We start from the raw sequence: 14,175 nt of genomic DNA, 5'->3' as shown, positions 1-14,175 counted from the left end.
GAATTTTACTTTTTTTTCTATGAAAAAACTTCTACCTGGTCTTATTGCTTGCCTTCTTTTTATCTGTAGTATCAATACTTCAAAGGCTCAATCAGCCGGTGATTACCGCACTCGCGCTTCAGGTGCCTGGAGTAGTACCGCTGTGTGGCAAATTTACGTAAGCATTTTTGTGGGCTGGTCAAACACAGCAATTCCACCTAACAATGGCGATGCTGCTATAAGTATTCTGCATTCTGTTTCTATAAGTGGTGGACTTGCTGTAAATGCCGATCAAATTACCATTACAACCGGTTCGTTGACGATTAGCGATGGGACATTGAATCTTTTTAATGGAACCGGAAATGATATAAATGTGACAGGAGGATCACTCATTCTGAACAATGCGGCGGCTACTATTAATGCTCCATCCGGTTCCGCTGTAGTTTCAGCAACAAGCGGTGCCTTAAGTATTTCCAGTGGTACCATTGCTTCCGGAGTAATACTTTATGCTTATAATTCCACCGCATTAACCATTTCTCAAGCAACAGGGGCAGCGATAACCTTAAATGGAAGTATCTACAATTATTCTACTGCAGCCATTTGGAGTGCTGCATCAGCTACCTTTCTTTTCGGAAGTTCAGGTTATTTTTATAATGGATCAGCCGGAATTTTGGCTATTACAGGAAGTGGTACAAACAATATTGGAACCGCAAGTTCAAGTTCTCGTGCGGGGACTTTGGTGAATTTTGGTACGATTACAAAATCCACCAGTGCCACGCTCAATATGAATCTTACCTATTTCAATAATTTATTATTGTTTCAACTCACTAGTGTTGCATCTACTGTTAACATTAATGCCACGAGTACTTCCAGTTATGGAAATTTTAATGCAGCCATTTCGGGAAGTATTTTTAATTACCAAACCACTTCAAAAACCTTTGATCCGGGCTTAACTTATTCGGGTGCCGGTACACACAACATTAATTCGTTAATTACTTATACGAATACTTCAGGTGCTTACGCAATCAGTGGAACTACCGTTAATTTTAATTCCTTGACGAATATTCCGAATGACATAAATATTACCAACTCCACCTTAAATTGCAATAAAGGAGTCACGTTTTCGGGATATGGAATTTCATTTTTTACTGGAACAAATAATTTGAATGTAGGTAGCAGCGGTAGTTTTAATACAGGGGTAAATGACACCCTTACAGTAAACGGAACCTCAACATTAAATGTAAATAACCCCATTTCTGTGGGAGGGGATATGATTGTTGTTGGCGCAGGACAAGTCAACGGAGCCGGTGTTATTCACTTTTTGGGAGATAAGCTCACGAATAATGGAACCATCCAAAATAGCAGTTTTAAGTTTGAGAATACCTACTTGCAATACGTTACCGGGTCGAATGGAAGTATTGCTACCATGGAGATTAATAATCCTGATGCTGTGGAATTTCAATCGAATCACCGTGTCCTATCCTCCTTTGTGTTTACAAATGGGAGAGCCATAATTGATTATAAACTATACATACCGGGAGCTGCAACCATTTCCGGATATAATGCAACTCATTATTTTTATGGAGGAGGATTTTTAAAGCGATTTCTTGCACCTTCCGGTAGCTACATTTTTCCGGTAGGGAATTTAGATAATTATTTGCCGGCAACCATTACCACTGCAAGCACATTTGTTGCAGATACCATCTGGGTTGCTGTGGATAACAATAATTTTAAATCACTGTATAATTCGTTATTAGTGCCAATAGGCAATAATGTAAATGCACATGTGGTGGAACCGGTTTGGAAAGTCAATGAATCAACTGCAGCAGGAAGTGTTTTTACAAGTATAAAATTGCAATGGAATAAATCAAATGAAAATTATTTATTTAATAGAGCAAGTTGTGGAATAGTAAGAAATAGCACGGGTTCATGGAATGCACCGGTGGCTGGAGCAGCAGCAGGTTCCGATCCTTATAATCGAACACTCAGTACAATCACTCTTGGCGGCAATAAGGCTGAACTTTTTGGGATTGCGGATAATTCAGTGAGTTATGCCAACAATAACTTAATTAGTTCACAGATTACCCGTTCAGTGTGTGCCGCAACAAGTTTTACTTTTAGTTTTTCTGTACTTGATTCCAACGCAATGAATGTGGCAAATGTATTCACAGCGCAACTCTCCGATGCAAATGGATCCTTTGCATCGCCTGTAAATATTGGAAGTGTCACAGCAAGAGGCGGTAGAAATTTATCGGTTACAATTCCGGGAGGGACTGCAATTGGCAATTACTCCATTCGAATGATTTCTTCCAATCCATTGCTGGTTGAAACAAAAAATACTTTCGATTATTACAATCAGCGTGTTTCGGTAGTCCCGTTTTGTTATTGTGGTGGAAATTTATCGTCTGTTTCATGTGCAGCGAATCAAATCACTTATGTTAATCTCAACACAATCGGTAAGTCTTCCAATTGCGACCAAATAAGTGGCTTATCCTATACTTCACGCGGAATCGAAGATTATAATTCAGATGGAAATTATTCTCCCAATACTACCTACATCACACGTGGAACTTCTGAAAGCATAACTGTTACCACAAATGCTGCTTCCATTATTTCGGTTTGGATTGATTACAATAGAAATGGAGTTTTTGAAAGCAGTGAATGGACTCAACTTACAACCGCCTCTACAGCCAATGTTCAAGTTGTGGGCACTTTGGCAATTCCTATAGGTGCATCTTTGGGTTTAACCGGAATGCGCATTCGTAGTCGTGCAGTGGGTAGTCCAAATGGCGCTGCTGATGCATGTACTATTTTCGGTAGCGGGGAAACAGAAGATTATTTTATTTACATTGAAGATGCTCCGAACATCACCTCAGTGTCACCCACAGATTTAAACAATTGTGCATCCCCGGCAGCGAATGTGGTTTGGAATTTTAGCACTGCTGTTACTGCAGCAACGGTCAATAGCGATCATTTTGTTGTTCATGGATCCATGGCGGGAGCTGCAGGCGGAACTTACAGTGGCGGAGGCACAAGTACGGTTACTTTTGCTCATCCACAAGCCTTTGAACCTGGAGAACTTGTTACTTACATGAACGATGCTTCTGTGTTGACTTCCTCAGGGCGTAAGATGCCTTCCCGAAGCTATCAATACCGAGCAACAGCGGCTGTCGCGCCCAAAACATTTAAAAAACATGCGCTTACCGGCAGCGGAAATTCCATTGTAAATACCTATAGTTCCGATTTTAATAACGATGGATTTGCTGATATTTTAGATGTGAATCAAGCAGGTTCTAATTTCTCTATCTCACTTGGTAATGGTAACGGAACTTTTGCAAACCCTAGTTTTACATACCTTTCAAGCAGTCCGCGTTCAGCGGCGATTGCCGATTTTGATTTAGATGGTGATATGGATATTGCTATTGCATGTGCATCCCAATACCGCGTTGATTTGTTTTACAATCAAGGTAGTTTGAGTTTTTCAGGACCCTTCAGCGTAACTACATCCTATCGACCATTCTGCATTACTCCTATGTTGGGTTCCGAGAACCATTTAATAGGCTTGGCTTATGGTTCACAAGCAGATAATGGAGTGGGCTTTATTAAAAATTTTGGCCTGCAAATGTTTGAATATGCCAATGTATCCACAACAACTGCGGTGTATGGTATTACTTCAGGCGATTTTGATGAAAGTGGAACTCAGGATGTAGCTGTTTCTTGTGTCGATAATACTATTCGTATTTATGAATTGTATAAAAATAACTTGTTGCTTCAAAACAGTTTTTCTTGTGCGGGAACTTTGCCCATCGATATACAAACGGGTGATTTAAATGCAGATGGGGATTTGGATTTAGTTTGGACGAACTATACCTCCGGCACCTTAGCTTCAGCATTTGGGGCAGCTGCTTATTCCTTTGGAACGCCTACTGCAATTAGTGCTTCAGGTGGACCATATAAGGTAGTTCTAGCTGATTTTGACGGCGATTGCGATTTAGATGTTGCAGCCTCTTTTGATGTTGCTGCCGGATATTCTGTTTTTCAAAATATTGCAGGTTCCTTAAGTGCTTTAAATTATCCGCTGGGTAATTTTTCTCCTGGCTATGTTAATGTGTTGGCTGCGGCCGATTTTGATGAAGATGGGGATATGGATTTAACGGCATCAAGCATTTATTACAATGCAAAATATTTTCTTGAAAATGCTGCATATACCATTCAAACGGGAAGCTTAACAGGTCCTTTTTGTGACAATGCCAGCACTACTGTTACCTGGACAGTTAATGATTCTTTGCCTGTTGCAAATAGCTTTTATGTGCAGCTTTCTGATGCCTCCGGAAGTTTTGCCAGCCCAACCTATTTGGATACTGTTTTCTCCAATTTTTCAGGGTCTACAACTTTTACAATGCCTACGGTTACAGCTGGAACCGGTTACCGTATACGCGTAATTTCAACCACTCAAGGGGTTACCAGTTTTGATAACGGTGCCAACCTTGCTATCGGCGCGGGCCCATCCAATCCAAACATAAATTTTGCATGTTCCGGCACAAGCACCATTTTATCTGCTACCGGTGGAGTCAGCTATAATTGGAGTCCTGCAACGTATTTGAGTTCAGCTTCAGGGTCACCTGTAACCGCAACCCCGGCTGTTACACAAACAATTACTTTAATTGCAAGGGATATTGCAGGTTGCCCTTCAGTTGCGCGCACAGCATCAGTTGGCCCAACTTGCTATTGCTATCCCAATTATTTAAACAATACTTGTTCGAACGATTACATTGCTTCGGTTGTGTTTAACACCCTCAATTATACAAGCCTTAGTTGTGGTGGAAACGATAACAATACTACTATTAATTACTACACCACAATCACACCCAATGTGGCCACAGATGTTAGCCGACTTTCCAGTTACACCCTATCACTTGCAGCGGGAATAGCTAATCCCGAAGGTTTTGGTGTTTGGATTGATTACAACAAGGATGGTGATTATGATGATTCTGGAGAGTTTGTGTATGCTTCACCTACCACAGCCAATCAAACGTTTACAACCAGTATAACCATTCCGGGAACTGCAACACTTGGTGTAACCCGTATGCGGGTGATGGTAGTGAGAGGCAGCCTTGTAACTTCTGTGCAAAATTGCCTAACTACCATACCGCGCGGTGAAACGCAAGATTTTTATATCCGAATTAATGGATGTGCACCGCCTACGAGCTACTTGGTAAGCGGTGGAGGAACAATTTGTTCCAGCCAAACAACAGCAGTGAATTTGAGTAATTCAACCAATAGTGTTACATATGCATTATACAAAAACTCAGTTCCCACAGGAACGAGTCTTAGCGGAACCGGAACAGCACTTTCTTTTAGCAATATATCGAGCGCAGGAACGTATTCAATTTACGCCACTACTTCGCTAGGTTGTACACTAAGAATGCAGGATTCAGTTTCAGTATCGGTAGTATCTGCACCAACCACAGCAAATGCGGGATCAGATCAAACAAGGTGCGGACAAACAACGGCCACACTCGCCGCTAATGCGCCGACTTCAGGTACTGGTGCGTGGACTATAGTGAGTGGAAGCGGTGGTTCCTTTTCATCGACTACCAATCCGCTTGCAACATTTACCGCTGCAGCAGGAAGCACAAATACACTGCGTTGGACCATAAGCAATTCACCTTGTGTATCGAGCAGTGATGATGTTACCATTTCTTTTCCTTTAAATCCCAGCACCGCCGCAGCAGGATCTGACCAGCTTGCGCTTTGCGGGCTTAGCTCTACCACTCTTGCAGCAAATGCCCCAACTGTTGGAACCGGTGCGTGGACAATTGTTGCGGGTACAGGAGGTTCTTTTTCAAATACAGCAGCTCCGGCTTCTACGTTTATTGGAACTTCAGGCAACACCTATACTTTGCGTTGGACAATTACAAATTCAACCTGTACTCCATCCACAGATGATGTGGTAATAGCCTTTCCTAAAAACCCAACAACAGCTGCAGCGGGAGCCAGTCAAACCTTGTGTGGTGCAACTTCTACTACACTTTCCGGAAATGCACCTGTTGTGGGGACAGGCACTTGGACCATCTTTTCAGGAACCGGGGGAAGTTTAGGAAATCCGTCTAGCGCCAGTTCTACATTTAGTGGTGTTGCCGGAAATAGCTATGTGTTATTTTGGACAATTTCAAATGCACCGTGCACTGCTTCGGCAGATTCGCTAGTTATTTCATTCCCAAGAAATCCTTCCACCTCAGATGCCGGAACAGCACAAACACTTTGTGGCTTAACAACAACCGCGCTTGCAGCAAATGTGCCAACGGTTGGTACAGGTTTATGGACAATTTTTAGTGGTACAGGAGGAAGTTTGGCCAATGCTTCAAGTGCAACATCCAATTTTACCGGAATAGCCGGAAACAGCTATACTTTGCGCTGGACAATTAGCAATTCACCTTGTGCATCCTCCTCAAGTGATGTATCTATTTCCTTCCCAAGAAACCCAACTACAGCAGCTGCCGGACCCGATCAACTGAGTTTGTGTGGACTAACTTCAGCAACTTTGGCTGCGAATACACCCACAGCAGGTACAGGTGCATGGACAATCTTGAGTGGTGCAGGTGGTTCTTTCTCTAATGCGGCATCACCCACATCCACTTTTATTGGAACAGCCGGAACAAGTTATACTTTGCGTTGGACAATAAGCAATGCACCTTGTGCAGCTTCAAGTGATGATGTGGTAATTGCCTTTCCAAAAAATCCAACAACTTCAAATGCAGGTGCAAGCCAAACCCTCTGTGGTTTAACTAGTGCCACCCTTTCCGGGAATGTGCCCAGCGCCGGGACTGGTATTTGGACAATTTTTACGGGAACAGGTGGTGTGCTTGCGAATGCAACTAGTGCGAGTTCAGGATTTACCGGTGTAGCCGGAAATACCTATGTTTTATTTTGGACCATAAGCAATTCACCTTGTACAGCTTCTGCTGATTCGCTCGTTGTTTCTTTCCCTAAAAATCCTACTACTGCTGCTGCAGGAAGCGATCAAACCCTTTGTGGAGCTACATCTACAACCTTAGCAGCTAATACACCAACTGTTGGTACAGGATTGTGGACAAAAGTTTCGGGAGTGGGGGGAACCTTTGGAAATATCGCAGCTGCAAATTCATCTTTTACCGGAACTGCCGGAAATTCTTATACCTTACGCTGGACCATTAGCAACTCTCCATGTACCGCCAGTAGTGATGATGTGCTAATAAATTTCCCATTAAATCCAACAGTAGCCAGTGCTGGTAACGATACCAATATTTGCAATGGTTCCACCATCAATTTAAAAGCAAACACAGCGCTTGTTGGAACAGGTGCATGGACCTTAGCAAGTGGCACATGTGTTATTGCCAATACATCCTCCCCAACAAGTACTGCAAATGCATTCACAAACAATGCGATTGCAACATTGGTATGGAGCATTAGCAATGGAGTTTGTCCTACTTCACGTGATTCCGTTAAAATAAATTCAAATGCAAGTTTTTGTGCAGCTACCCTTGCTGATTTTGCTGCAAACAGTACCACAAGCTGCACTGGAGCAACAATCACCTTTACGGATTTATCCAGCAATGCTACTGCATGGAATTGGAACTTTGGTGCGAATGCAAGCCCTGCCAGTGCCAACACGCAGGGACCTCATAATGTTTCGTATGGCGCTACGGGTGCAAAAACAGTTTCACTCACTGCAACCGGCCCCGGAGGATCAAATACAGCTACTAAAACGAATTATATTAATGTAATTGCCACACCCGGCACTCCTACCGGAATTACAGGTAGTACTGCTATTTGTGCAGGTACAACAGCAGTAATTTATTCTATTTCGGCAGTAACTTTTGCAACAAATTATGTATGGACTGTTCCCGCGGGAGCATCCATTACCAGTGGTGGTGGAACAACCTCAATAACTGTTAATTATAGCGCGTCTGCAGTATCCGGTAATGTTACTGTGTATGCAGCTAACACTTGTGGCAATAGCGGAGTTGCTACCTTAGCAATTACTGTTTCACAAGTCCCTACTACATCTCAAGCTGGATTTGATCAACTAACTCTTTGTGGAACTACCACAGCTAATCTAACAGCAAATGCACCAACAGTGGGTACAGGAGGCTGGAGTATTGTGAGTGGCGGTGCGGGTAGTTTTTCAAACGCAGCTTCACCGGTTTCTTCTTTTACAGGAACTGCAGGTAATAGCTATATTTTACGATGGACCATTTCTAATGGATCGTGCACCTCCTCAACAGATGATGTTGCCATAACATTTAATCAAAACCCAAATACAGCCCTCGCAGGTTCGGATCAATTAAACCTTTGTGGATTAACCAGTGCAAGCCTTGCTGCAAATGTTCCAAGTGTTGGAACCGGATTATGGACTATACTTAGTGGTAGTGGAGGATCCTTGTCGAATGCAACTTCAGCTAGTTCTGTTTTTGTAGGAGTACCAGGAAATTCTTATACTTTAAGATGGACCATTTCCAATTCACCGTGCACGGCATCGAGCGACGATGTGGCTATTTCTTTCCCACAAAGCCCAAGCGTATCACTTGCAGGAAACGATCAAAGTAATTGTGGGGCTACATCTACAGTGTTAGCTGCAAATACGCCGCTGGTTGGAACAGGTGTATGGTCGATTATTACAGGAAGTGGAGGAGCTTTTGCGAATGCGAATTCACCAAGTACTACTTTTACCGGAACAGCCGGAACAACTTATACTTTGCGATGGACCATTTCGAATGCTCCTTGCGCGGCATCAACTGATGATGTTTCGATTTCATTTCCACAAATTCCTTCCACTGCACTTGCGGGTTCTGATCAATTGAACTTATGCGGCACAACAACGGCCGGCTTAGCAGCCAATGTTCCGTTAGCCGGTAATGGATTATGGACAATTGTTTCAGGAGGTACCGGAAGCTTTTCGAATGCTGCTCTAGCAACTTCTACATTTACCGGAACAGCAGGAAATACCTACACCTTGCGATGGACAATTTCGAATGCTCCATGCCTTGCTTCAAGTGATGATGTTGTGATTACATTTAATCAAAACCCAACTACCGCAGCGGCCGGACCAGATCAACTTAATCTTTGTGGAGTTACTAGCGCTACCTTAGCTGCCAATGCACCCTCAATTGGAATAGGAACTTGGACAGTTGTAAACGGGACAGGCGGGTCATTTTCGAATATAAATTCTGCAACAACAGTGTTTGTAGGAACAGCAGGAAGTACCTATACCTTGCGCTGGACCATTGCTAATGTGCCTTGCAGTAATTCATCGGATGATTTAATTATTGCTTTTCCGCAGAATCCAACAGTTGCGAGTGCCGGTTCGGATCAAACAAGTTGTGGCGCTTCTAGTGCTACACTTTCCGGTAATACTGCGCTTGTAGGAACAGGCACTTGGACGGTAATTAGTGGTGCGGGCGGTTCATTTGCAAATTCAAGTTCAGCCGCTTCAACCTTTAATGGAGTTGCCGGAAATACTTATACTTTACGCTGGACAATAACAAATGCTCCATGTTCCGCATCAAGTGATGATGTAATTATTTCATTCCCTTTAAATCCATCAATAGCAAATGCAGGTTCAGATCAGTTGAGTTTATGTGGAGTTACAAGTACTGTGTTATCCGCGATTACACCTACTGCCGGATCAGGGACTTGGAGCATTGTATCGGGAAGTGGCGGCTCTTTTGCCAATTCAGCCAGTGCGACATCTACCTTCATCGGAACAATGGGTATCAGCTATACATTACGTTGGACAGTTGCCAATTCGCCTTGTGCATCCAGTACCGACGATGTAGCAATTACCTTCAATCCAAATCCAAGTATTGCACTAGCCGGAAACGATCAAACTTTATGTGGGGCTATCAGCACCACACTGACAGCTAATGTGCCTTTAATTGGTGTAGGAACTTGGACTGTTATTTCGGGAGTTGGTGGATCATTTACTTCTAGTAATAATGCTTTAACAACTTTTATTGGTACTGCCGGCGCAAGCTATACACTCCGTTGGACCATTGCCAATGCACCTTGCGGAAGTACAAGCGATGATGTTACGATATCCTTTCCTCAAAATCCGAGCATTGCAGCAGCAGGAGCCGACCAAACTTTATGCGGAGTAACAAGCACAGCGTTAAACGCCAACACGCCAACAATTGGAAGCGGATTATGGACAGTTGTATCCGGCACCGGTGGAAGCTTTAGCAACTCAAGTGCTGCAAACTCCGGATTTACAGGAGTTGCCGGTGGAAGCTATACTTTGCGCTGGACCATTAGCAATGCGCCCTGTGGAAATTCTACTGACGATGTTTTGGTTTCATTCCCACAAAATCCGAGTACTGCAAATGCAGGTATAGACCAGTTGAGTTTATGCGGAGTAACTGCAACACTCCTGAATGCTACAGTACCACCTGTTGGTACCGGAGTATGGACAGTTGTTTCGGGTCTTGGAGGCAGTTTTACAAATGCGTCGAGTGCCTCTTCTCTTTTCACAGGAACAGCAGGAGTAAGCTATACCTTAAAATGGACTGTTTCGAATGCATCGTGTGCTGTTTCGAGCGACAATGTGCTGGTTACATTTAATCAAAACCCAACACTTGCTAATGCCGGACCCGATCAAAACTTATGTGGTGCCAATACTGCATCCTTAAGTGCGAATGCAGCCATAGTCGGTAGCGGTAGTTGGAGTATTGTTGCAGGAAGTGGAGGGTCATTTTCATCTACTACTAGTCCGCTTGCAAATTTTACTGGAGTTGCAGGAACCAATTACACTTTGCGTTGGACTATTTCAAATGCACCTTGTACAGCAACAAGCGATGATGTAACGATTTCGTTCTTGCAACTTCCAAGTGCCGCGTTTGCCGGAAACGATACCACAATATGTAATGGTTCATCCATTTCACTCAGTGCAAATAACCCAATTGTAGGTAATGGTTTATGGTCAGTTGTGAGTGGATCAGCAAATATTATTAATACCGGTTCCGCAACAAGTATTGCCTCCGCATTTGCAGTAGATACTACAACCATTTTAGTTTGGACAACCAGCAATGCCAATGGTTGCCAAAATAGTTCGGATACCGTTAAAATTAGAAGCAATAGTGCAGTGTGTATAGTAACACTCGCAGACTTTACTGCTGATACCATTAAAACGTGTTTAGGTGCTACGGTTACTTATACGGATGCATCTAATCAAGCCACATCTTGGAATTGGAATTTCGGACCGGGAGCTTCTCCGGCAACAATTAGCGGCGTGGGCCCGCACACGGTAACCTATTCCAGTACCGGATTTAAAACGGTTAGCTTAACTGTTAGCGGACCCGGGGGTACTGATACCAAAACCAAAACGAATTATGTAGAAGTGCTTCAAGTGCCCGGAGCAGCCGGAGTAATTTCAGGTACAACTACAGTATGTGCAGGCCAAACCAATGTGAGTTATTCTATTGCTAGCATTGCTGCAGCAGATGCTTACAATTGGATTTTACCAACTGGTGCAGGTATCAATACTTTTAATCAAAATACAATTACTGTTGATTTCGGAAGTGCTGCTGTTTCTGGCGATATTTCTGTTGAAGCAAGTAACGGCTGCGGTTCAGGTGCAGCATCTGTGCTCTCAATTATAGTGAATGCATTGCCCGAAACGGCCTTAGGTATTTCAGGTAACGATACCATTTGTGATGGTGCCCTTAGTGAAACGTTTACAATAGCGAGCATTGCAAATGCTAATTCGTATAAATGGATTTTATCAGCGGGGATTATTAGCACCTCAGGAAGTGACACCACACTTAACCCGCAAATTACTGTTCAACTGACGCCGGGTATTACTTCCGGAACCATTCAGGTATATGGGATGAATGCTTGCGGCAATGGTATTTCTTCTCCGATGTTTGATATTTATGTGGCTCCTTATCCTGCTGCTGCAGGTACAATAACAGGAGCAAGTTTGGTGAGCGCTTGCCTTAATCAAAGCGGAATAAGTTATACCGTTCCTGCTATAGCAAATGCAAGTAGTTATGCTTGGACTTTGCCTGCGAATGCTAGCATAGTTGGAGCAACAAATTCTACATCTATTCAAGTAAATTATCCGGCAACTTCCTTATCCGGTAATGTAACCGTAAGTGGTGTAAATGCGTGTGGTTCCGGAATTCCGGCTGCGCTTGCAGTTACTTTTAATTCGGTGCCTATTACCGAAATTTGTTATGCTACTGTTGATTCTGCAACGGTTCAATGCTTATTGTTTTGGCAACGACCAACGGAAAGTTATGTAGATAGTTTTGTGATTTACAGCGACCCAACCGGTGGCTCCAATTTGATACGAATTGCAGCGCTTAAAAACGATACGGTTAGCAGTTACTTGGATCCATTTTCAAGTCCACTTATAAATCCGGTTGCTTATCAAATCGCAACCAAGGATTCTTGTAATAATCAATTGAGTTTAAGTGCAACCATTGTTCACAAAACAATAAATTTAAATGGAACCCTAACCTGGGGCGGTGTAGCAAAACTCTATTGGAACGATTATTTAGGAATTACAGATCCCGGAAGGTATTATACTGTTTTGCGCGATACTACAGGATCAGGGCCTTTCAACGATACCTTAGCAACTAATATATCCCCATTGGCGGGATTGAATTATACCGATTTAAACTCATATCAGTATCCAAATTGCAGGTATATAATTGCCATGGATTTTAGCACAAACTGTGATCCTACGCAACGCATGATGGCTACAAAAAGCACCTCGCGTTCAAATATTAAAAACCGAGCCGCAATGCCTCCTGATGGTATGTCGCAATTTAGTACTGTACCTTTTTCAGCACAACTGTATCCAAATCCGGCAACCCGAATGGTGAATGTGGTAGTAACGGGAGCAGATAGGAATTATTCGATTTCTATCTCCGATGTGCTTGGACAAGTTGTTTTAACAAAATCACTGAAAGCAACGAATGGTGCAAAAAGTAAAGTTGAGCTGGGATTAAACGGCTTGGCTCCCGGTGTTTATTTTGTGACCGTTCAACTCGAAAACAATGTAAGGAAAGTGATGAAATTGCAAGTGGAGTAGTTGTTTTGGGAATGGATAATATTTAAACTAATTTAACCAATTGTATTAAGTCAAAAAGTAAAAAAAATGAGACGAAGAATAATAACTTTTTTATCGATTGCTGCGCTGCTGTCGACAGCAATTAGTAAGAGAACCAATGCAAGTGTTCTAACGGTAAGTAATGCTTTAGGTAATGTGGCGCAGTATCTTCAAATAAATCCGGCCATTGCTGCGGCCTCTTCCGGTGATACCATTTATGTAGCTGGAAGCACGATTACCTATTTAGATGCAACCATTAATAAACCACTCACTCTAATCGGCCCGGGTGGATTTAATCAAACATCCTTGGGGCTTACAGCCAAAATTGCAAATATTAGCCTAACTAGTAATGCCTCAAATACATCCATTTTTGGAATGGTAATTTTTGGCGGTAGTATAAGTGGTTCGAGCTTAACAATTACTAATCTAACTATAAGTAATTGTCATTTTCCAAGTAGTCGACTGCTCTTGAATAGTCTTCTAAATTCATCCGGAATTACTATTCGAAATAATGTGTTTAGCGGAGGAAATTCGAGTATTGAAATGGGTTCTACTACCAATTGTTTTAACTTGCTTATTGAACACAATATAATCAATGGTTTTATTAATGGATTAACATTAGTAAATGCTATTATTCAGAATAATTTTTTCTATAATTCAATTGTAAATGGGTATGCATTTGCTTTTTTTAATGGTTGCTCGAACCTTATCATTAAAAACAACACTTTTTTTAATGCTGACCCAATTGCTCAAACAATCGCTTGCATTTATACCAATAACATAACTTATTCTACTAGCAGCACATATACAGCATTGGGTGGCTCTAACTTAGATAATGTGAATCCGCTTTTTGTGAACGTACCTGTAAGTGGTAATTATACTAGTTTGTACAACCTTCATTTGCAAACAGGTTCACCAGCAATTGGTGCGGGTAGCGATGGTAATGATATTGGATACTACGGTGGCATAGTTCAAGTAAACCCAAGTGGCGAGCTATTCAATATGCCATTTATTCGTAGCATGGAGGTGTTGAATACAGATGTGTTGCAAAACGGAAATGTGAATGTAAAAGTGCGAAGTACAAAAGCAAGATAACCAAACAA

2 protein-coding genes are annotated in these 14,175 nt (G+C 42.4%); both read left to right on the top strand.

Features of this window, described 5'->3' with window-relative positions:
- Positions 1–19: 19 nt before the first annotated feature.
- Complete coding sequence (locus IPP32_02115; GenBank protein MBL0046881.1) at positions 20–13,054, top strand: VCBS repeat-containing protein; 13,035 nt, start codon at positions 20–22, stop codon at positions 13,052–13,054.
- 66 nt (positions 13,055–13,120) lie between these two features.
- Positions 13,121–14,167, top strand: coding sequence for a hypothetical protein (locus IPP32_02110; protein MBL0046880.1), 1,047 nt, complete (start codon positions 13,121–13,123; stop codon positions 14,165–14,167).
- Positions 14,168–14,175: the final 8 nt, after the last annotated feature.

The sequence above is a fragment of the Bacteroidota bacterium genome (assembly GCA_016721765.1).
Taxonomy (GTDB): Bacteria; Bacteroidota; Bacteroidia; order UBA4408; family UBA4408; genus UBA4408.
The sequence above is the reverse complement of the archived record's forward strand: the minus strand, read 5'-3'. Positions and strand labels throughout refer to the sequence as shown.

What these genes read in the sequence shown, in the direction of transcription:
- IPP32_02115 (MBL0046881.1), top strand. Translation starts at nt 20, where the DNA reads ATGAAAAAACTTCTACCTGGTCTTATTGCTTGCCTTCTTTTTATCTGT.
- IPP32_02110 (MBL0046880.1), top strand. Translation starts at nt 13,121, where the DNA reads ATGAGACGAAGAATAATAACTTTTTTATCGATTGCTGCGCTGCTGTCG.